Annotated in this window: 21 protein-coding genes; 6 read left to right on the forward strand and 15 right to left on the reverse strand. The window is 64.2% G+C overall.

Annotated features, from left to right (window positions below):
* Positions 1-87: 87 nt before the first annotated feature.
* From VL52_RS12760 to VL52_RS12770, 3 genes are read right to left on the reverse strand one after another with little or no spacing between them, the layout of a single operon-like run.
* Positions 88-1,098, reverse strand: a complete 1,011-nt coding sequence (locus VL52_RS12760) for a cytochrome d ubiquinol oxidase subunit II (RefSeq protein ID WP_046157388.1) — start codon at positions 1,096-1,098, stop codon at positions 88-90.
* A complete protein-coding gene (locus tag VL52_RS12765; protein WP_046157389.1) occupies positions 1,095-2,441 on the reverse strand; it encodes a cytochrome ubiquinol oxidase subunit I in 1,347 nt (448 codons plus the stop codon). The genes VL52_RS12760 and VL52_RS12765 overlap by 4 nt, the downstream gene beginning before the upstream one ends.
* Positions 2,438-3,013: a GbsR/MarR family transcriptional regulator gene (locus VL52_RS12770; RefSeq protein ID WP_021476669.1), complete on the reverse strand. Its 576-nt coding sequence runs from the start codon at positions 3,011-3,013 to the stop codon at positions 2,438-2,440. Before VL52_RS12770 ends, VL52_RS12765 begins: the two co-directional genes overlap by 4 nt.
* Positions 3,014-3,757: 744 nt before the next feature.
* On the opposite strand from VL52_RS12770, the gene VL52_RS12775 reads away from it, so the two are divergent.
* A complete protein-coding gene (locus VL52_RS12775) occupies positions 3,758-4,087 on the forward strand; it encodes a DUF2322 family protein (RefSeq protein ID WP_200896012.1) in 330 nt (109 codons plus the stop codon).
* Position 4,088: 1 nt separating this feature from the next.
* Here the strand turns inward: VL52_RS12775 and VL52_RS12780 are convergent, their stop codons facing one another.
* From VL52_RS12780 to VL52_RS12825, 10 genes are all read right to left on the reverse strand, one after another.
* The gene (locus VL52_RS12780; protein WP_046157391.1) at positions 4,089-5,399 is read right to left on the reverse strand and encodes an anaerobic C4-dicarboxylate transporter family protein; all 1,311 of its coding nucleotides are present in this window, start codon (positions 5,397-5,399) and stop codon (positions 4,089-4,091) included.
* Between the two features lie 86 nt (positions 5,400-5,485).
* On the reverse strand, positions 5,486-6,391 hold the full coding sequence (locus tag VL52_RS12785; RefSeq protein ID WP_046157392.1) for a MarR family transcriptional regulator: 906 nt from the start codon (positions 6,389-6,391) through the stop codon (positions 5,486-5,488).
* A gap of 127 nt (positions 6,392-6,518) precedes the next feature.
* Complete coding sequence (rplI, locus tag VL52_RS12790; protein ID WP_021476673.1) at positions 6,519-6,968, reverse strand: 50S ribosomal protein L9; 450 nt, start codon at positions 6,966-6,968, stop codon at positions 6,519-6,521.
* A gap of 22 nt (positions 6,969-6,990) precedes the next feature.
* A complete protein-coding gene (gene rpsR / locus VL52_RS12795) occupies positions 6,991-7,218 on the reverse strand; it encodes a 30S ribosomal protein S18 (protein WP_011137185.1) in 228 nt (75 codons plus the stop codon).
* A 5-nt stretch (positions 7,219-7,223) separates the two neighbouring features.
* Positions 7,224-7,523 carry a primosomal replication protein N gene (gene priB / locus VL52_RS12800; protein WP_021476674.1) on the reverse strand — a complete coding sequence of 100 codons (300 nt, stop codon included), beginning with the start codon at positions 7,521-7,523 and terminating at the stop codon, positions 7,224-7,226.
* An 18-nt stretch (positions 7,524-7,541) separates the two neighbouring features.
* On the reverse strand, positions 7,542-7,919 hold the full coding sequence (gene rpsF / locus VL52_RS12805) for a 30S ribosomal protein S6 (protein ID WP_021476675.1): 378 nt from the start codon (positions 7,917-7,919) through the stop codon (positions 7,542-7,544).
* 156 nt (positions 7,920-8,075) lie between these two features.
* Positions 8,076-8,372 carry a hypothetical protein gene (locus tag VL52_RS12810; RefSeq protein ID WP_046157393.1) on the reverse strand — a complete coding sequence of 99 codons (297 nt, stop codon included), beginning with the start codon at positions 8,370-8,372 and terminating at the stop codon, positions 8,076-8,078.
* Between the two features lie 60 nt (positions 8,373-8,432).
* On the reverse strand, positions 8,433-8,756 hold the full coding sequence (locus VL52_RS12815) for a metal-sensitive transcriptional regulator (RefSeq protein WP_021476678.1): 324 nt from the start codon (positions 8,754-8,756) through the stop codon (positions 8,433-8,435).
* 48 nt (positions 8,757-8,804) lie between these two features.
* Complete coding sequence (locus VL52_RS12820; protein WP_235429290.1) at positions 8,805-10,283, reverse strand: multicopper oxidase family protein; 1,479 nt, start codon at positions 10,281-10,283, stop codon at positions 8,805-8,807.
* 158 nt (positions 10,284-10,441) lie between these two features.
* The gene (locus VL52_RS12825) at positions 10,442-11,233 is read right to left on the reverse strand and encodes an inositol monophosphatase family protein (protein ID WP_046157395.1); all 792 of its coding nucleotides are present in this window, start codon (positions 11,231-11,233) and stop codon (positions 10,442-10,444) included.
* Positions 11,234-11,378: 145 nt separating this feature from the next.
* On the opposite strand from VL52_RS12825, the gene VL52_RS12830 reads away from it, so the two are divergent.
* Together VL52_RS12830 and VL52_RS12835 are read left to right on the forward strand one after the other, a co-directional pair.
* The gene (locus VL52_RS12830) at positions 11,379-12,140 is read left to right on the forward strand and encodes an RNA methyltransferase (RefSeq protein WP_021476681.1); all 762 of its coding nucleotides are present in this window, start codon (positions 11,379-11,381) and stop codon (positions 12,138-12,140) included.
* On the forward strand, positions 12,130-13,041 hold the full coding sequence (locus VL52_RS12835) for a DUF1853 family protein (RefSeq protein WP_046157396.1): 912 nt from the start codon (positions 12,130-12,132) through the stop codon (positions 13,039-13,041). The genes VL52_RS12830 and VL52_RS12835 overlap by 11 nt, the downstream gene beginning before the upstream one ends.
* 47 nt (positions 13,042-13,088) lie before the next feature.
* Here VL52_RS12835 and fnr read toward each other — a convergent pair whose 3' ends face one another.
* Positions 13,089-13,835: a fumarate/nitrate reduction transcriptional regulator Fnr gene (fnr, locus tag VL52_RS12840; protein ID WP_021476683.1), complete on the reverse strand. Its 747-nt coding sequence runs from the start codon at positions 13,833-13,835 to the stop codon at positions 13,089-13,091.
* 103 nt (positions 13,836-13,938) lie between these two features.
* Between fnr and hemN the strand changes: the two genes are divergently transcribed.
* Together hemN and VL52_RS12850 are read left to right on the forward strand one after the other, a co-directional pair.
* Positions 13,939-15,345, forward strand: coding sequence for an oxygen-independent coproporphyrinogen III oxidase (gene hemN, locus VL52_RS12845; RefSeq protein ID WP_046157397.1), 1,407 nt, complete (start codon positions 13,939-13,941; stop codon positions 15,343-15,345).
* Between the two features lie 178 nt (positions 15,346-15,523).
* Complete coding sequence (locus VL52_RS12850) at positions 15,524-17,539, forward strand: methyl-accepting chemotaxis protein (protein WP_046157398.1); 2,016 nt, start codon at positions 15,524-15,526, stop codon at positions 17,537-17,539.
* A gap of 114 nt (positions 17,540-17,653) precedes the next feature.
* On the opposite strand, the gene VL52_RS12855 is transcribed toward VL52_RS12850, so the two are convergent.
* Positions 17,654-18,916, reverse strand: coding sequence for a glycerate kinase type-2 family protein (locus tag VL52_RS12855; protein WP_046157399.1), 1,263 nt, complete (start codon positions 18,914-18,916; stop codon positions 17,654-17,656).
* Positions 18,917-19,073: 157 nt separating this feature from the next.
* On the opposite strand from VL52_RS12855, the gene VL52_RS12860 reads away from it, so the two are divergent.
* Positions 19,074-19,532 (forward strand): MutS N-terminal domain-containing protein (locus tag VL52_RS12860; RefSeq protein WP_046157400.1); only part of this gene is annotated, 459 nt, incomplete at its 3' end.

Raw genomic sequence — 19,532 nt, forward strand, 5'->3', positions numbered from 1 at the left:
ATTAAATTTGCATCAAGACGCAAAAAAGGAATGAAGACGCAAAAAAAGCGCGCCGGCATGGCGCGCTTTTTTGTTTTTCCCTCTCAACTATTGGTAGCTGAGCTTGTCGGCCTTGCCCCAGAACACCCGGTAGGCGAAGGCGGTGTAGCCGATGATGCAGGGCAGCACCACGATGGCGCCCCACAGTATCACCCATAGCGCCTCCGGGTCCGCCGCCGCCTGCCAGATGGTCATCTTGCCCAGCACCACCTCGGGAAACACGCTGTAAGTCAGGCCCCAGAACGACAGCAGCACGATGCCGACGCTGGCGGCGAACGGCAGCCAGCAGAAGCTGTCGTTGCCGGCCGCCTGGCGGCGGGCCAGCCTGGGCAGGCAAGCGATCAGCAGCACGAACAGCGCCAGCGTGCCCAGCGGCAGCGGCAGCAACAGCAGGAATTGCGGCAGCGCGAACCACTTGGCGGCGATGGCCGGATTGGCCAGCGGCGTCACCAGCGACACCGCCACCACCGCGGTGCCGGCGCCGTACAGGCTCAGCTGCGCCCAGCGTATCGCCTTGGCCTGCAAGCCGCCATGGGCCTTCATCACCAGCCAGCAGGCGCCGAGCAGCGCGTAGGCCAGCGCCAGGCCGATGCCCACCACCAGAGAGAACAGCCAGGAGGTGGAGGTGTCGGCGAAGCCGGTCAGATAGCGGCCCAGCATCACGCCCTGGGCCAGCGCCGCCAGCATCGAGCCGCCGGCGAAGGCCGCGTTCCACCACGGCTTGTGCGGGTCCTGCGCCTTGACGCGGAAGTCGAAGGCCACGCCGCGCAGGATCAGCCCCACCAGCATCGCCAGCACCGGCAGATACAGCGCGCCGAACACCACGCCGTGCGCCAGCGGGAAGGCCACCAGCAGCAGGCCCGCGCCCAGCACCAGCCAGGTTTCGTTGGCGTCCCAGAACGGCCCGATGGACGCGATCATCAGATCCTTTTCCTCATCGCAGGCCAGCGGCAGCAGGATGCCGACGCCAAGGTCGAAGCCATCCAGCACCACGTACACCAGCATCGCCAGCGCCATCAGCCCGGCGAATACCGCCGGCAGGTAATAAGCCTCGCTCATGCCAGTTTCTCCTTCAGTTGGGCGGCGGCCGCCAGTTCAGGCGCGCCGGCCTTGCGCGCCAGGTGGAACAGTACCGAGACATAGGCCACCAGCAGCAGCGCGTACAAGGTCAGATAGGTGCCAAGCGAGGTGAACAGCATGGGCGCGGTGGCCGCCCCCGCCGCCTGCGCGGTGGTGAGGATGCCGGTCACCAGCCAGGGCTGGCGGCCGATCTCGGTGACGAACCAGCCGGCCAGCGTGGCGATCCAGCCGGAAAAGGTCATCGCCACCAACAGGCGCGCCAGCTTGGGATTCAGTTCGCCGCGCTTCTTCAGCTGCCAGGCGGCCAGCCACGACGCCAGCAGCATCAGCCCGCCCATCGCCACCATCACGCGGAAACTCCAGAACACCTTGGCCACCGGCGGATGCTGCTCGAACTCGTTCAAGCCCTTGATCTCGCCGCCCCACTGGTGGGTGAGGATCAGGCTGCCCAACTGCGGCACGCCGATGGCGTAATCGTTGCTGCGGGTTTCGGCGTTGGGCAGCGCGAACAGCAGCAGCGGCACATCCTTCTCGGTATGCCAGATGCCTTCTATCGCCGCCAGCTTGGCCGGCTGGTGCTTCAGGGTGTTGAGGCCATGCATGTCGCCGACGAACATCTGCAGCGGAATCAGCAACGCGGCCAGGAACACGCCGGTCTTCAAGGCCACCATCATGCCGCGGCCACGCTCGCCGCGCAGGTAGCGGTAGGCGGACAGGCCAGCGATCAGGAAAGCCACGGTCAGGCCGGAGGCCAGCAGCATGTGGGTCAGCCGGTACGGCATCGACGGGTTGAAGATCACGTCAATCCAGCTGAGCACATGGGCGCGGCCGTCGCGCATCACGTGTCCGGTCGGCGTCTGCATCCAGGAATTGAGCGCGATGATCCAGAACGCCGACAGCGTGTTGCCGCCCGCCACCAGCAAGGTGGACAACGTGTGCACCTTCTCCGGCACCCGGCTCCGCCCGAACAGCATGATGCCGAGGAAACCGGCCTCCAGGAAGAAAGCGGTCAGTATCTCGTAGGCCAGCAGCGGACCGGCGATATTGCCCACCGTCTGCATATAGCCCGGCCAGTTGGTGCCGAACTGGAAGCTCATCGTCACGCCGGACACCACGCCCAGCGCGAACGACAGCGCGAAGATCTTCACCCAGAAGCCGTAGGCGTCCATCCAGCCCTGGTCGCCGGTCTGGCGGAAACGCACCTTGAAGAACAGCAGCACCCAGGCCATCGCGATATTGATGGTGGGAAACAGGATGTGAAAGCTGATATTGGTGGCGAACTGGATGCGCGCCAGCGTGACGGGGTCGATTTCAGTCATCATTCGGCGTGCTCCCGGTCATGGTCGCGGTTGCCCAGACGGGACAGGGATTGGGTGAATTGCAGCACCTTCTGCACTTGCGAGCCCAGCTTCATCAGCCGCTGCAGGGTTTCCACGTCCATATGCTGGATGTCGGAGAACCAGGTGGTGACCAGTTCGATCAGCTGGTACATCTCCTTCATCCTGGCCTGCGCGTGCTGCTCGGCCTCGCTGGCCGGGCTTTCCATGATGGCGCCGCGCAGCATGGTCAGCGTCGGCTCCACCTCGCGCTTCTTGCGCTCCTCGGCCAGGGTTTTGAAGATCAGCCACACGTCCTCCGGGGTGGAGAAGTATTCGCGGCGGTCGCCGGGAAAGTGCTGCAGCTTGACCAGCCGCCACGACTGCAGCTCCTTCAGCCCCATGCTGACGTTGGAGCGGGAACAGCCTATCGCCTCGCCGATCTCGTCGGCGTTCAGCGGTTTTTCCGATACGTACAACAAGGCGTAGATCTGGCCGACGGTGCGGTTGATGCCCCAACGGCTGCCCATCTCGCCGAAGTGCAGCACGAAGGCCTGCACCAGAGGTGGAATATTCATGACATTCTCAACTTTCAGTAATTTCTGAAACTTTGATATGAATCATAGTTGCCGAAGATAGTTCGAGTCAAGATGAACAAAGTCTGATCTGTAGGCTTGACCACAAGCCATCGTCATTAAGAAGGCCGCAAAAAAGGCCATGCATGGCATGGCCTTGATCGTGAGAACCCGCGCTTCGATGCCGTTGGCAACACGCCGCGCCCACGTTTCAGCGGCAGGCCCGCGCTCGCCGGCCTGGCTTGATGGGCGGCGCTTCGCCGCCTGTCCGCCCTACTCCCGATGGCACTCTTCTTCCGGATGCCCGCCTCGCAAACAGCGCGCCGCCGCGCCATCCTTCGAACAGGTTTCGACAATGCCAGCCGCTGGCGCAAACCGGAGCCGTTAAAATGAATCGGGGTTGTCGAAGCTTACCTCTTCGACAACCCCGTTCAAGGGCGGCTTTGCCGCTCTCATCCTCCCCTTTGCAGACTGGCGCGCGGGCCTCCCGACCCTGCTCACAGCTCCGGATGGATAAAGCAAACAGCGTGCCAGCCTGCATTGCGTTTGAAAACGCCGTTTCAAACAAACATATCAAGGTGAAGCACCAAAATTGGCACCATTACGGTGCGATACCGATATAAAACGCACCAATATGAAACATTAGTTAACACTTGCTGTCAGTTTAATGAATTCCGTCCACTAGAACTGTCATCTTTAGCCCTTATCCTAGACGGACAGGCAACACACATAACAAGGAGAATGACCATGGCCCCGTTCCAGGACCTTCTGCAAACCCTGCCAGCCACCGACGGCATCGAAGCCATCGTCTTGCTCAACCCGGAAGGCGAAGCGATGCACCGGCTGGAAAACCTGCCCGGCACCGCCGGCTCGCTGCGCGTCTACCACGCGCTGGTCAAACGCCATGGCCACATCGACCGCAAGGCCGCGCGCGAGGGGCTGGAGCTGTTCGCCGAACACACCGCCTCCGCCCGCGCCCATCCCGGCAGCCATCCCAATATCGACCGCCTGCTGGCCATCGCGGAACAAGGCGCGCCCGGCTTGCGCGCCCGCGTGGTGCTGAAGACGGAAGACTGAATCACCGCAGCGCCATCAGCCCGAACCCCGCCGCGATCGACACCGCGGTGCTCACCAGGCCCGGCACGATGAAGCTGTGGTTGAACACCCAGCGCCCGATGCGGGTGGTGCCGGTGTAATCCATCTCCACCGCGGCGATCAGGCTGGGATAGCTGGGCAGCACATAGACGCCCACCACAGCTGGATAAATGGCGATCAGCACCGGCGCCGCGATGCCCAGCGACACCCCCAGCGGCATCATCACCTTGGTGGTCGCCCCCTGGCTGAACAGAATCACCGCCATCGTGAACACCGCGAAGGCGAACAGCCACGGCGCCGATTCGATGATGCCGACGATGTTGTGCTTGAACAGCGGCAGATTGGCCTGGATGAAGGTATCGCTCATCCACGCCGCGCCCAGGATGGTCACCGCCGCCACCGCGCCGGAACGGAACATGCTGCCGGACACCATGGCCTGCAGATCGGCCTTGCACGCCAATACCGCCAGCGCGGAATAAGCCAGCATGCACATCTGGATCACATCCACCATCGCCACCGGCTCCATGCCTTTGGCGCCGGGCCAGGCCGGCCGCAGCTGGGGCATGGCGGCCAGGCATACGATCAGCGCCACGGTGAACAGGAAACCGTATACCGACCAGGCGGCGGTGCGCGGCAAGGCCTCGTCCGAGCTGGCTTGCGGCCGGCTGACCCGCCCTTCTTCCAGCCTGCGGCGGTAGACCGGGTCATCGGCCAGCTCGCAGCCGTAGCGCAACATAACCGCGCCGCCCGCCAGCGCGCCCAGCAGCGTCGCCGGGATGCTGATCATGATGATGTCGGTCAGCGCGACGCCGTGCGGCGCCAGCACCGTGGCCAGCGCCACCGTGGCGGCCGATACCGGGCAGGCGACGATGGCGTTCTGCGACGCCACGGTCAGGCCGGCCAGCGGCCGTTCCGGCCGGATGCCGGTCTTCTCGGCCACTTCCACCACGATGGGCATCAGCGCCAGCGCGATGAAGCCGGTGCCGGCGAGAAAGGTGGACAGCCAGCCCACCAGCGGCGCCAGCAGCACGATGTGGCGGGGATTGCGCCGCAACAGCCGCGCGGCCACGCCCACCATATAGTCCAGCCCGCGCGCCGATTGCAGCGCCGCCGACGCGGTGATGACCGAGATGATTATCAGGATCACGTCTATCGGCGCGTGGCCTGGCTTGAGGCCGAAGACGAAGGTCAGGATGAACAGGCCGGCGCCGCCGGTGACGCCCAACCCGATGCCGCCCATGCGCACGCCGAGGAAGATCAGCCCCAGCACGACTACGAGTTGCAGGTATACCATGATGCGACTTTCTGCATTGTCAGGCTCATATTGTCGCAATAAGCCAACATCCGCGGATTGTCCACGATCAGAGTATTCTGATATTCCTACAAATCGCGCGCCATCGCGATCTCGCAAGCGCCATGGCCGGTATCGCCCCAATGCGCGTCCAGCCGGGCAAAGCCCTCGGACGCGTACAGCGCCGTCGCCTCGCCCAGCGCGGCGGTCGTTTCCAGATAACTCTGCCGATAGCCCTGCGCCCGCGCCTCGTCCAGCAACAGCCGCAGCAAACGCCGTCCCAGGCCGCGGCCGCGCAGCGCGGCGTCGAAATACATCTTCTGCAGCTCGCAAACGCCGGCCGAGCCCCCCGCCAGCGGCGCGATGCCGCCGCCGCCGAGCAGCCGCCCGTCCGGGGCGATCACCACCAGGTAGCGCGAGCCCGGCCGGTCGTAAACCGGATGCAGCGCGTCCAGCTGCGGATCGAGAAAGCTGCAGCCCTCCCCCAGGCCGTATTCGGCCGACACCCGCCGGATCAGCGCCGCCAGCGCGCCGTTGTCCGCCGCCGCCAGCGGCCGGATCGCGTAACCGCGCTGCCGGTCGGCATGCAGCAACGCCCGGCGATAGACGCGCAAGCCGTCCTCCAGCGCCGCCCGCTCCGGCGGGTCCAGTTGCGCCAGCACCCGCGCCATATCGGCGTCCATCGCCGCATGCAGGCGCCGCAGCCAGTCGCGGCCTTGGCCGGTCAGCTCGGCCTGCTTGCTGCGGCCGTCTGCCGGGTCCGCCAGCCAGGCGATCAGCCCGCGCTCGGCCAGCCGCTGCAGCGGCCGGCTGCTGTTGGACTTGTCCACCCGCAGACGGCTGGCCAATTGCTGATTGCTGGCCGGTCCCGCCTCCAGCTCGATCAGCAGATGCGCCTCCACCGGGCTCAGCTCCACCTCGCCGCAGCGGCCGGCCAGCATGCCCAGCTCCCTGACGATGTCGCGCGACAAGGCGCGCAGCTCCCGTTCGTCCATCATGCGTCTCTTTACAGTTGCGATACGCAACCATAAGCGATATAGGTTGCGCTACGCAACCATATTTTCGCCAGACGCGAAAAAGCCCGCCGAAGCGGGCTTTTCTCGAAGATTCCTGAAACAGGAATTAAGCTTCGCCGACCACAACGATCTTGATCGGGGTAACCACGTCGTGGTGCAGGGCGATCTCGATGTCGTACTCGCCGATGGCCTTGAACGGGCCGTTCGGCAGGCGAACTTCGAAACGCTTCACTTCCACGCCGAACGCGGTCACGGCTTCAGCCACGTCCACGTTGGTCACGGAGCCGAACAGACGACCGTCCACACCAGCCTTCTGGGCGATGGTGATCACGGCTTCGTTCAGCTTCTCGGCGCGAACCTTGGCGTCGGCCAGGATTTCGGCTTGCTTGGCTTCCAGTTCGGCGCGGCGAGCGTCGAACTCTTTCAGGTTGGCTTCGGTAGCGCGCTTGGCTTTGCCTTGCGGGATCAGGAAGTTGCGGGCGAAGCCGTTCTTCACGTTGACCACGTCACCCAGTTGACCCAGGTTGGCAACTTTTTCGAGCAGAATGATTTGCATCTTTTAAGTTCCTTTCCCGGTCTTAGTGCTGGTCGGTGTACGGCAGGAAAGCCAGGAAGCGAGCACGCTTGATAGCGGTGGTCAGCTGACGCTGGTAGCGAGCCTTGGTACCGGTGATGCGAGCCGGGATGATTTTGCCGTTTTCGGCGATGAAATCTTTCAGGAGATCAACGGATTTGTAGTCGATTTCCTTGATGCCTTCTGCCGTGAAGCGGCAGAACTTCTTGCGCTTGAAGAGTTGACGAGCCATTTTGACTAACCTTTTACAAATTCAACATATTCGATATTGAGTACCAACCGCGGATTGCGCAGACTGCGCTGGCCGAGGAATCCGGTGACGTTGATCACCTGTCCCGCCAGTTTCCCGGAATGCTTCCGGGCGTCGTCGCCTATCCACACGGCCTGTATATCGCAGGCCACATCGCGTTCGAATCCGCCAGCTGTCTGTCTAGACTGATGCTTGAGCCACATTTCCACTACCGGCAAGCCTGCGGGCGTGTATCTCAGCGCATCCTCGCGTTCAACCGTGACGGTCAATACCAGACGGTTCTGCAAGTCCGTTACCTCTGCCTATTAGGCAGAAGCTTCGGCCTCGGCTGCCGGCTGCTGGGCGTCCAGCAGGTTTTTAGCCTTTTCGTCCTTCATCATCGGGGACGCGTCGGTGATGGCGCGGTCCAGCTTGATGCTGAGGTGACGCAGAACAGCGTCGTTGAACTTGAAGGCGTGCTCGATCTCGGCCAGGGTTTCCGACTGGCACTCAACGTTCATCAGAACGTAGTGAGCTTTGTGCAGCTTTTGGATCGGGTAAGCCAGTTGGCGGCGGCCCCAGTCTTCCAGACGGTGGATCTTGCCTTCGGCGGCCAGAACCATACCCTTGTAGCGTTCGATCATGGCCGGGACCTGTTCGGACTGGTCCGGGTGCACGATGAACACGATTTCGTAATGGCGCATGTGAACTCCTTTTGGCTATTCGTAGCCTTCCGCCATGCGATTGCGAAAGGCAAGGTAGTAAACCGCAGCATTCTACGCACTTTGCCGCGACCAGGCAAACTTTAGGCGCATTTATTCAGAAACATCAACGCGCTGCGCCGGCAAACCGCGGCGGATTTACAACTTCTTGTCGCGCTTGATATCCACCACCACCCCGTCGCGCAGCGTGACGATGGTGGTGTAGGGAATCTGGCCGTTGGCCAGCCAGGACAACTGGCGGGTGGTGGACACTGTGGTCACGCCGCTGGCGAGCCTGCCCTGATTGCTGTCGCTGCCGTAATCCGGCGCGCCCACCATGGACACGACTTCGGCTTCCAGCATGCCATTGTGCAGCTTGATGTAGGTTTCGAACGGAATCGGCGCCGCGTGGGCGGCGCCGGCGAACAACAGCGCGATACAGGCCAGTTTTTTCATTTCCGACTCCCGGTTAAAGAAACGAAAGCCCGCCAATGCGGGCTTTCTCAAGGCTTTGTTTCAACGCACCTTCTTCACCACATCGATCAGCTCGGTCACCATGCCGGTGGCGTCGCCCTGCTGCAGCGCGCGTGAAACGCAGCCCTTCATGTGGTTCTCCAGCAACTGCAGCGCCACCGCGTCCAGCGCCGACTTCACCGCCGCCACCTGGGTCAGCACGTCCACGCAGTAGCGGTCGGACTCGATCATGCCGCTGATGCCGCGCACCTGGCCCTCGATCCGCGCCAGGCGCTTCAGCAGCGCGGCCTTGCCGGGCTGCACCACGCTGCGCTCGGCCTGCGCCGCCTCATGGCAGCACTCCTGGGGAGAATGTGTATCGCCCATGACGGTTCCTGGATTTTTCATATCGGCATTATCGCCCATCCCATCGCGCTAGGCACGGACATCCAGCGTTCCCATCATGCCGGCGTCCTCGTGCTCCAGGATGTGGCAGTGGAACATCCGCGGCCCCGGCATGTCCTGGCGGAAGCGCAGCCTCACCTTCTGCTCCGGCGGCACGTTGACCACATCGCGCCAGGCCAGGTAGGGCTCGCGCCGCCACCCCTTGCCGTCATGCCGTTCCGTCACCTGGAACTGGGTGCCGTGCAGGTGGAAGGGATGGTCCATGTCGGCCCGGTTGTCGATTTCCCACTCTTCCACCACGCCGACCTTGCCGGTGAAATCCATCCGGTCCATGTCGAAGGTCTTTCCGTTGATCAGGAACATCGCCGCCGGATTGGCCATATCCTCGCTGAAGACCACGCGTCGCGTCACCGAGGGCTTGAGCAGCGGAATGATCCGGCGCAGACTTGCCGGCAAAGAGGCGGTGACTGCCGCGCTCCCGGCTTCAATGTCCAGCAAGGGCAATGCCTTGTCCTGCTCCGGCCCCATCATCTTGCCGCGCGCGTACGGCAACGCGACCAGGCCGGCCGGCTTGCCGGCGGCGAAGCGGCCGGTGACCGCCAGCTCGACGCGCGCGCCCGGCGGCAGCACGAGAGATTCGATGCGGCGCGGCTTTTCGATCAGCCCGCCGTCGGTCCCGACCAGCCAGACCTCGTGCGCCGGCAGCGCCAGCTTCAGCACCCGCGCGCTGGTGGCGTTCCAGATCCGCCAGCGCTGGCGCTCGCCGCGCCCCAGTTCCAGCCTGGGATGCCACGCGCCGTTGACCAGCACGAACTGTCCCTCGCGGCCATCCATCTTGTCGGCGTCGCTGTTGGCGGCGATCTTGCCGTCTTCGTCCAACTTGAGGTCCGACAGCACCAGCCAGCGCTCCGGCAGATGGGCCAGCGGATCGTCGCGGCCTCTCACCACGAACACGCCGGCGAGGCCGCGGTATACCTGCTCGGCGGTGTGGCCGTGCGGATGCGGGTGGTACCAGTAGCTGCCGGCGCTGCCGGCCGGCAGAGAGAAACGATAGTCTCGGCCCTGGCCGGGTTGAACCGGATCATGCGGATTGCCGTCCTGGTCGGCCGGAATCGGCAGGCCATGCCAATGCACGGTGGTAGGCTGCGGCAGGCGGTTGTCGAAGCGCAGGGCCAGCGTCTCGCCCTCGGACAACTCGATCGCCGGGCCCGGCACGCTGTCGTTGTAAGCCCAGAACGCCGTCGCCGGCTTGCCGGGCAGCAAGGGCAAGCTCACCGCGGCTGCGGTCAGGCAGCCCTGCAATGCGCCGTCCTTGCGCTCCAGCGGCAGCCGCTTCAGCTCCGGCAGCGGCAAGCCCCTGGCCAAACCCAGGGCCGTCGCATCCGGCGTCGCCTCTCCCATCGCCATCGCCCCGTGGCCGGCATGGGCGGACTCGGCCGCCGCCGGCCTGAGCCACCACGGCGCCAGGGCCAGCGCGGCCCCCCATCGCATCATTTGACGTCTTTGCATCGCGCGCTCCATTCAGAGCCTGTCTAAGGCCTTAATACCCCCATTGGGTATATTGAACCTAGAGTCGCGGCGATGGCAACAGTTCCGCTCTCTGTGCTTGCGGGCATAAAAAAACGGCAGACCGGGCGGTCTGCCGTTTGTTTGGATCATCTATCCGCTTACTTGCTTACGTGCGGCGCCAGCAGATGCAGCAACTGGGCCAGCACCTTCGGGCTGCCGGCGACGATGTCGCCGGACTCGAACCAGCCCTGCTCGCCGGTGGGGTCGGTGACGATGCCGCCCGCTTCCTGCACGATCAGGCTGCCGGCCGCGATGTCCCACGGCTTCAGGTTCAGCTCGAAGAAGCCTTCGGTGCGGCCGCAGGCGACGTTGCACAGGTCCAGCGACGCGGCGCCTTCGCGGCGCACGCCGGCGGTCTTGCCGATCACGTCTTTCAGCATGCCCAGGTATTGGTCGAGGTAACTCTGGTCGGAAACCGGGAAACCGGTGCCGATCACGCACTCATTCATCATGAAGCGCTTGGAGACGCGGATGCGGCGATCGTTGAGGAAGGCGCCGACGCCGCGCGAGGCGGTGAACAGATCGTTGCGGTTCGGGTCGTAGACCACCGCCTGCTGGACCTGGCCCTTATGCGCCAGCGCGATCGAGATGGCGTACTGGGGATGGCCGTGCAGGAAGTTGGTGGTGCCGTCGATCGGGTCGATGATCCATTCGTATTCGGAAGAACCCACGCCTTTGGCGCCGGACTCTTCTGCTAGAATCGCGTGCTTCGGATAGGCTTCGAGAATGACGCTGATGATCGCGTCTTCGGCGGCGCGATCCACCTCGGTCACAAAGTCATTGTGCTTTTTCTTCTCTACGCGGATGGCGTCGAGGTTGAGCGACGCGCGCTGGATAACACTGCCTGCGCGGCGAGCGGCTTTAACCGCGACATTGAGCATCGGATGCATTGACGGCCTCTACACTTGAACGATGGGCGGGTGTCCGTCGATGACGCGACACCCGCCGGTAACAATCTGGGTTAAGGAACAAAAAAACCCGACGCCTGGGCGCGGGCTTTTGGTATATGCCCGCTATTTTAATGTGAAAACGCCAATGAATAAACCCCAAGTACCTGATTTTCTGAAAAACATCCGCGTGGTGCTCGCCCGCCCCAACCATCCGGGCAATATCGGCTCTGCCGCGCGCGCGATGAAAACCATGGGTTTGAGCCGCCTGTACCTGGTCGAACCCAAGGTGTTTCCCAGCGACGAGGCCAACACGCTGGCCTCGGGCGCGGTGGATCTGCTGGAAAACGCCGCCGTGGTTTCCACGCTGGCCGAGGCGCTGTCCGACGTCACCGTCGCCTGCGCGCTGACCAGCCGCCGCCGCGAATTGACCACGCCGCTGTCCACCCCGCGCCAGACCACGCCGGAATTGATCGCCCGCGCCCGCGACGGCGAACAGGTGGCCCTGGTGTTCGGCAACGAGACCTTCGGCCTGTCGATCGAGGAAGTCGAGCAATGCAACCGCCTGGTGACCATCCCCGGCAATCCCGACTACTTCTCGCTGAACCTGGCGATGGCGGTGCAGGTGATGACCTACGAACTGTTCAGCCACACCGGCGTGGACGTGGAATACCTGCGCGCCGAGGGCGAGGCGGCGACCCAGAGCGAGGTGGACGGCATGTGCGGCCACCTGGAACAGGCGATGGACGAAATCGGCTACTTCCAGCGCCGCAACAGCGAGCGGCTGATGCGCCGGATGCGCACCATGTTCCACCGCGCCGGGATGTTGCGCGAGGAGATCGACATCCTGCGCGGCTTCTACAAACAGGTGCAGCGCACCGCCTCCGGCCGGCCCGGGGATGCCGACTGAGTCCGGCCTCGCCCTGCCCTACGCGCGCCCGGCGGTGCGCGACCTCGCCTTTCTGCTGACCTCTCCTTCGCCCTGGCTGTGCGGCGCCGATCTGCCGCCGGAACGATTGCTGGGGCCGGACGGCGAGGCGCTGCTGGCCCGGCTGGACCATGCGCCAGCCGAGCTCGAGGCCTGGCTGGCCGCCGCCCCCGCCAAACGGCTGGGACAATATGCCGAACGGCTTTTCTCCTTCTGGTTTCGCCAGGTAAAACACATCGACCTCATCGCTGAAAATCTGAAAGTCATAAACCGGGAGCGCCGGATGATCGGAGAGTTCGACTTCCTGCTGCTGCTGGACGGCGAGCCCTGGCATCTGGAAACAGCCAGCAAGTTTTACCTTTCGCTGGGCGAAACCGCCGACGATCTGGTCGGTCCCGGCCTCAATGACGCCTGGCGTTTGAAAGCGACCAAAACCACAACACAATTGCGGCTTTCCCGCCATTCCGACGCGCTTGCCATCCTGCCGGACGGTTTTCAGGACTGCCGCGCCGCGGCCCGGCTCTGCGGCTGGTTCTTCTATCCGGCGGATCAGTTTCCGCCCGCGCCGCTCAATCCCCATCAACTGCGCGGCTGGCTCGCGCCGAGGGACGCCCCCTGGCCGCGCGCCGGCGGCGATTCGCGCTGGGCCTGGCTGCCCAGGCTGTCATGGCTCGCCCCCGCGCTGCTGTCCGAAGCCGATACGCAGGACGAGGCCACCCTGCGCGCGCGGCTGCAAACGATGCCGGCGCCGCAGTTGCTGGCCGAACTGCGAGCGGTAGGCGGCGGCCTGTGGCGCGAGGTCGCGCGCGGCTTCGCCGTCCCGCCCGGCTGGCCGGACCCCGAGCGTCTTGCGGCGCTGAAGCTCAAAATCTCGCGGACATGAAAAAAGGCAGGCGTCGCGCCTGCCTTGATTGCCGATTCCGGACAGCCTTAGTGGCCGTCGGCGTGCATGCAGCCTGAAATCAGGTTTTTCAGCTCGTCTACCAGCACCAGCTGAATGTGCTTGTGATCGACGGTGATCCAGCCCTGCTGCTGGAACTTGGACAGCGTGCGGCTGACCGTTTCCAGCTTCAGGCCGAGGAAGCTGCCGATCTCTTCCCGGCTCATGCGCAGGATGAAGTCGTTGGCGGCGAAGCCCCGGGTGGACAGCCGCTGCGACAAGTTCAGCAGGAAGGCGGCGATGCGCTCCTCCGCCTTCATATTGCCCAGCAGCAGCATCACGTTCTGGTCGCGCACGATCTCGCGGCTCATCAGGCGGTAGAAGTGGTGCTGCAGGCTGGGGATGTCGCGGGACAGCGACTCCATCCGGGTGAACGGCAGCTCGCATACTTCGCTGTCCTCCAGCGCCACCGCGTCGCAGCTGTGGTTGCTGGAAGAAATGCCGTCCAGCCCCATCAGCTCGCCCGACATCAGGAAGCCGGTCACCTGCTCGCGGCCATCCTGGCTGGCGACACAGGTTTTGAAGAAGCCGGTGCGAATCGCGTACAGCGACTTGAAGGACTCGCCGCTGCGGAACAGGTATTCGCCGCGCTTCAGGCGGCGGCTCTGGCGGATCACCGCGTCCAGCTGGCCCATTTCCTCGCGGTTCAGACCGACAGGCAGGCATAGCTCGCGCAGGCTGCAGCTGGAGCAGGAAATTTTCAGCGTATGCAGGGAGGTTTGGTTTTGTTCAGACATGCTGTATGTGCAAGCCGGCGAAGCTTGACCCTTATCAAGGCGGAATTCACTAATTTTTCGCAAATTTACCAGTCCTCCAGAAGTTTTACCATCCGAATACGACATGAAAACTACCCACCCCTTCTCTCCCGCCCATTTTGTCTTCGATCGCGAGTTGATCGAGAGGCTGGATGGCGCGGGGCCTAGATACACATCCTACCCGACGGCAGATCGTTTTACGTCTAATTTCTCGACGCAAGACTATCTGGACAAATTGCGTCAGCGCCAGATCGGCGCCAACCGCAAGCCTCTATCATTGTACGCTCATATACCTTTTTGCAACACCATCTGTTATTACTGCGCCTGCAACAAGATCATCACCAAGGATAGCGGCAAGGCGGACCAGTATCTGGACTATCTGGAGAAGGAAATCCGCCTGGTATCCGCGGAACTGGGCATCCGGGAAAAAGTGATACAGCTGCACTTCGGCGGCGGCACGCCCACCTTCCTGTCCGATGCCCAGCTTGAGCGGCTGATGGGCATCCTGAGCACCCACTTCGAATTCCTGAGCGACGGAGAATATTCCATAGAGATTGATCCGCGCAAGGTAAAACGTGAAACCATGCTGAAATTGGCAGGATATGGTTTCAACCGCGTCAGCGTGGGCATACAGGATTTCGATCCCGCGGTGCAGCGCGCGGTAAACCGGATTCAGACCGAAGAGGAAACCCGCGCGGTGATCGAAGCGGCGCGCGAAGGCGGATTCAAATCAGTCAGTCTGGACCTGATCTACGGCCTGCCGCTGCAAAGCCGCGAAACCATGCGCGACACGCTGCAGAAGGCGCTGGCGCTGGATCCGGACCGGCTGTCGCTGTACAACTACGCCCACCTGCCCAGCGTATTCATGCCGCAGCGGCGCATCAATGAGGCGGATCTGCCGCCGGCCGCGGTCAAGCTGGACATCCTGCAAGACGCGGTGAAGACGCTGACCGACGCCGGCTACGTGTTCATCGGCATGGATCATTTCGCCAAGCCCGACGACGAGCTGGCCATCGCCCTGCGCCAGGGCCGGCTGCAACGCAACTTCCAGGGCTATTCCACCCATTCCGATTGCGACATGCTGGCCTTCGGCGTCTCCTCCATCGGCAAGGTGGGCTCCTGTTACAGCCAAAACGACAAGACGCTGGATGGCTATTACGCGGCGCTGGACCAGGGCCGGCTGCCGGTGGTTCGCGGACTGACGCTGGACAACGACGACGTGCTGCGCCGGACCATCATCCAGAGCCTGATGTGCCGTTTCGCGCTATCGGTGGAAGCGATAGAAGAAATCCACGGCATCAATTTCGCCCAATATTTTGCGGCGGAAATGCCACAGATACGCGAATTCCAGCAACAGGGCCTGCTCTCCTTCGACGGCGACTTCCTGATGGTGGAGCCCCAGGGCCGCTTTCTGATCCGCAATATCGCGATGATCTTCGACCGCCATCTGCGCGAACGCGAAACCCGCGCCCGCTACTCCAAGACCATCTGACCCCCTTCTTGGCGCCGGGCTTTCCCCCGGCGCGCTCCTTCGTTCCGGGCGAGACTGCCCATAAGGCGGGTAGCGGATATTTTTCCCTGTGTGATAAGCAAAATCACTTATACAAAGGGTATGCAAGCGTGCCGGGCGAAAATTGGCGCGGCAGCCCGCTTTCGCAAGGAGCCGCTCCATGTCCACGCCCATCGTCAGGCTGATGCAGCGCCTGAGCTACCCGCAACGCTTCGCCGTGATCGGCGTGCTGTTCGCCGCGGCGCTGTTGTATCTGGTCTACGGCCTGTACCGCAGCAACCAGGACAATATAGAATCCACCGCCAAGGAAAAAGTGGGCGTCGCCTACATGCAGCCGCTGACCGCGATGCTGGCCCAGACCCAGCATAGCCAGGAGTTGGCGGTGCGCGCGGCGCTGGGCGAGGCCCAGGCCAGAAACGACTTTCCCGCCGCCGCCCAGCAGTTGCAAGCCAAATGGCAGGCGCTGCAGGACGCCAACGGCCGGCTGGGCCCGGAACTGGCCAGCGACGCCGCCTGGAAAGACGCCGCCGCCGCCTGGGACAAGCTGAAGGCCACGCAGTCCGTCCAGCCTACACAATGGATCGCCGCCTACGGCAATCTCAGCGACAAGCTGAACAATCTGATCGGCGTCATCAGCGACAACTCCAACCTGACGCTGGACCCGGACATCGACACCTATTATCTGATGGACGCCGCCACCGCCAAGCTGACCACGCTGGTCAGCCATCTGGGCGAAGCCAACGCCATCGCCTCGCTGGCCGAGGCCAACCATCCTCTAGATCCCGCCCAGCGCGACCGCCTGGTGGAGCTGCGGCCGCTGATCGCCGAGGTCAATGACGGCCTGGCCAGCGACATCGCCAAGGCCGTGGCCTACAACGCCAGCCTGAAGCCAGACATGTCGGCCCAGGCGGACAAGCTGGCGGCGACGCTCAAAAGCCAGCTGCCGGCGATAGACGACGCTGTCGGCGGCAAGACCGGCGCCGCCGGCCTGAAAGTGGCGGGACACAGCGCCGCCGACGCCGAAACGGTGTCCGTCTACATCTCCGCCGGCCTGAAACAGCTGGACCAGTTGCTGCAGGCGCGGATAGACCGCACCGCCAGCCAGCGCGACACCTATATCGCCATCGGCGTCGCCTCCATGCTGCTGGCCATCTTCCTGTTCCACCAACTCTACCTGTCCATCACACTGCAGTTGGGCGGAGAGCCGCTTTATGTGCAGCAAGTGGTGGAACAGCTGGCAGCGGGCCGGCTGGACACCCGCATCCATCTTCGCGACCGGGACGACCTCAGCCTGCTGGCGGCGATCCGCCAGATGCGCAACCAGCTGCGCGAGACCGTGACCCAGTTGCTGGACACCTCGAGCGAGGTCAATCGGGCCGCCGACGCGATGGCGCACAGCGCGCAGAGCATCACCGCCGGCAGCGCCCGGCAGAACGAGGCGGCCGCCAGCATGGCCGCGTCGATAGAGCAGTTGAGCACCAGCTTGTCGGAATGCGCGACTCAATCCGAACAGGCCGACCGGTTGTCCACCGACGCCGCCAGCCGCTCCTCGGACGGCAACCGGGTCATCGCCGCCACCGCCAGCAGCATGGACGGCATTGTGCGCGACGTCTCATCGGTGTCGGACACCATCACCGATCTGGGCAAGCAGTCCGAATCCATCGCCGGCATCGTCGACGTGATCCGCGACGTGGCCGAACAGACCAATCTGCTGGCGCTGAACGCGGCGATCGAGGCGGCGCGCGCCGGCGAGATGGGCCGCGGCTTCGCCGTGGTCGCCGACGAAGTGAGAAAGCTGGCGGAACGCACCGCGCTGTCCACCACCGAGATCAGCAATATCGTCAACCAGATCCAGAACACCGCGCAAAAAGGCAACGACAGCATGCAGCTGGGCATGAAGGCCATCATGGACGGCCAGCAGCGCGCCCGCGAGGCCGGCACCAGCATGGACAATATCCGCCACTGCGTGGACGACGTGCTGGACAGCATCCACCAGATCACGTCCTCGCTGCGCGAGCAAAGCAGCGCCAGCCAGACGCTGGCGCAGAGCGTGGAGCAGGTGTCGAAGATGTCGGAACAAAACAGCATGGCGGTCAGGGACAGCGCGGAAACCGCAGGAGAGCTGCAGGCCATCGCTCAGCGGCTGGTCGGCCTGGCCGGGCGCTTCAAGGTCTGAGAAACGGTTCAATGCCTGCTGCGCGCCAGCGGCGCGGCGTTGAATCCGCCCCCCCTCTCGCCATTTGCCTATTCAGCTCCCTAGTTTCGCTGTTCAAACATCTTGAACAGGCGATTACAACAGCAGAATCGCGCGGAAATCGTTGACGTTGGTATGCGTAGGGCCGGTGATCAATAGATCGCCCAGCGCGGCGAAGAAGCCATAGCCATCGTTGTCCGCCAGCCGCGCGCCAGCATCCACGCCCAGCGCCGCCGCCCGCGCCAGCGTGTCCGGCGCCATCAACGCGCCGGCGTTGTCCTCGCTGCCGTCTATGCCGTCGGTGTCCGCCGCCAGCGCGTAAACGCCCGGCAGGCCGTTCAGCGCGATGGCCAGCGAGAGCAGGAACTCGCTGTTGCGCCCGCCCCTGCCCTTGCCGCGCAAGGTCACCGTGGTTTCGCCGCCGGACAGGATCAGCGCCGGTCTGGCCACCGGCGAGCCATGCGCTGCGATCTGACGCGCGATGCCGGCGTGGACCTTGGCCGCCTCGCGCGCTTCGCCCTCTATGCTGTCGCCCAGCAGCAGCACGTTCAAGCCCAGCCGCTCCGCCTCGGCCGCCGCCGCCCGCAAGGCCAGCTGCGGCGTCGCGATCAGCCGGTATTCGGCATGCGACAGCCTGGCGTCGCCGGGCTTGGGCGTCTCGTCCGGCTCCGCCGCCAGCAATGCCGTTGCGGCGGGCGGCAAGGTCAAACCATATTTGGCAACCACCGCGCGGGCGTCTGCATAGGTGCTTGGGTCCGCTGCGGTCGGCCCGGAGGCGATCACCGCCGGATCGTCGCCGATCACGTCGGAAATCGCCAGCGTCACCAGCCTGGCCGGCGCGCAGGCCAGCGCCAGCCGCCCGCCCTTGATCGCGGATAGATGCTTGCGCACCGTATTCATCTCGTCGATGCCGGCGCCGCAGGCCAGCAATTGCCGGCTGACCTCCTGCTTGTCCTCCAGGCTGACGCCATCGGCCGGCAAGGTCAGCAAGGCAGATCCCCCGCCGGACAGCAGGCAGATCACCAGATCGTCGGCTGTCAGCCCGCTCACTGCTTCCAGTATCCGCCGCGCGGCCGCGCCGCCCGCCTCGTCCGGCACCGGGTGCGACGCCTCCAGCACCGCGATCCGTTCGGTCGCCACAGCGTGGCCGTAGCGCGTCGCCACCACGCCGGACCATTCTCCCGGCCATACCCGCTCCAACTCCCGCGCCATCGCCGCTGCGGCCTTGCCGGCGCCGACAACCACGGTGCGCCCTATCGGAGGCGGCGGCAAATGATCGGCCAGCCGTTCCGGCATCGCGCTGGCGACGGCGGCGTCAAACAAGCGGCGCAGCGTGGATTGCGGGTCGAGATCGGACATGACGGGTTCTCCAATGGCGATGACGCCATTCTGCCGCAGCCGGCGGCGGCTGACACCCCCGCCGCCGCGCGTTAGAATGGCGGCGATTCCAACGCCCCGCCTTCACCGGGGCGTTACGCATTTTTCCAGACAGACCAAGAGCAGAGCCCGACACCCGATGAGCACGCCCCAGCACACCCCGATGATGGCCCAATATTTCTCCCTGAAGCGCGACCACGCAGACAAGCTGCTGTTCTACCGCATGGGCGACTTCTACGAGCTGTTCTACGAGGATGCGGAAAAAGCGGCGCGGCTGTTGGACATCACGCTGACCGCGCGCGGCGCCAGCGCCGGCGTGCCGATCAAGATGGCCGGCATCCCCTACCACGCCGCCGAAGGCTACCTGGCGCGGCTGGTGAAGATGGGCGAATCGGTGGCCATCGCCGAGCAGATCGGCGACCCCGCACTGGCCAAGGGGCCGGTGGAGCGCAAGGTGGTGCGCATCGTCACGCCGGGCACGCTGACCGACGCGGCGCTGCTGGACGACAAGCGCGACAACCTGGTGCTGGCGGTCAACATGGTCAAGGGCGTGCTGGGCCTGGCCTGGCTGTCTCTCGCCAGCGGCGAGTTCAAGGTG

This window comes from Chromobacterium vaccinii (assembly GCF_000971335.1).
In the GTDB taxonomy this organism is placed as follows: Bacteria; Pseudomonadota; Gammaproteobacteria; order Burkholderiales; family Chromobacteriaceae; genus Chromobacterium; species Chromobacterium vaccinii.

Coding starts and splice junctions, on each gene's coding strand:
- VL52_RS12825 (WP_046157395.1), bottom strand. CDS start 11,233: ATGCATCCGATGCTCAATGTCGCGGTTAAAGCCGCTCGCCGCGCAGGC.
- VL52_RS12855 (WP_046157399.1), bottom strand. CDS start 18,916: ATGTCCGATCTCGACCCGCAATCCACGCTGCGCCGCTTGTTTGACGCC.
- VL52_RS12810 (WP_046157393.1), bottom strand. CDS start 8,372: ATGAAAAAACTGGCCTGTATCGCGCTGTTGTTCGCCGGCGCCGCCCAC.
- rpsF (WP_021476675.1), bottom strand. CDS start 7,919: ATGCGCCATTACGAAATCGTGTTCATCGTGCACCCGGACCAGTCCGAA.
- hemN (WP_046157397.1), top strand. CDS start 13,939: ATGAAAACTACCCACCCCTTCTCTCCCGCCCATTTTGTCTTCGATCGC.
- rplI (WP_021476673.1), bottom strand. CDS start 6,968: ATGCAAATCATTCTGCTCGAAAAAGTTGCCAACCTGGGTCAACTGGGT.
- VL52_RS12770 (WP_021476669.1), bottom strand. CDS start 3,013: ATGAATATTCCACCTCTGGTGCAGGCCTTCGTGCTGCACTTCGGCGAG.
- VL52_RS12775 (WP_200896012.1), top strand. CDS start 3,758: ATGGCCCCGTTCCAGGACCTTCTGCAAACCCTGCCAGCCACCGACGGC.
- VL52_RS12835 (WP_046157396.1), top strand. CDS start 12,130: ATGCCGACTGAGTCCGGCCTCGCCCTGCCCTACGCGCGCCCGGCGGTG.
- VL52_RS12820 (WP_235429290.1), bottom strand. CDS start 10,283: ATGCAAAGACGTCAAATGATGCGATGGGGGGCCGCGCTGGCCCTGGCG.
- VL52_RS12780 (WP_046157391.1), bottom strand. CDS start 5,399: ATGGTATACCTGCAACTCGTAGTCGTGCTGGGGCTGATCTTCCTCGGC.
- VL52_RS12765 (WP_046157389.1), bottom strand. CDS start 2,441: ATGATGACTGAAATCGACCCCGTCACGCTGGCGCGCATCCAGTTCGCC.
- VL52_RS12830 (WP_021476681.1), top strand. CDS start 11,379: ATGAATAAACCCCAAGTACCTGATTTTCTGAAAAACATCCGCGTGGTG.
- VL52_RS12850 (WP_046157398.1), top strand. CDS start 15,524: ATGTCCACGCCCATCGTCAGGCTGATGCAGCGCCTGAGCTACCCGCAA.
- VL52_RS12760 (WP_046157388.1), bottom strand. CDS start 1,098: ATGAGCGAGGCTTATTACCTGCCGGCGGTATTCGCCGGGCTGATGGCG.
- VL52_RS12785 (WP_046157392.1), bottom strand. CDS start 6,391: ATGGACGAACGGGAGCTGCGCGCCTTGTCGCGCGACATCGTCAGGGAG.
- rpsR (WP_011137185.1), bottom strand. CDS start 7,218: ATGGCTCGTCAACTCTTCAAGCGCAAGAAGTTCTGCCGCTTCACGGCA.
- fnr (WP_021476683.1), bottom strand. CDS start 13,835: ATGTCTGAACAAAACCAAACCTCCCTGCATACGCTGAAAATTTCCTGC.
- VL52_RS12815 (WP_021476678.1), bottom strand. CDS start 8,756: ATGGGCGATACACATTCTCCCCAGGAGTGCTGCCATGAGGCGGCGCAG.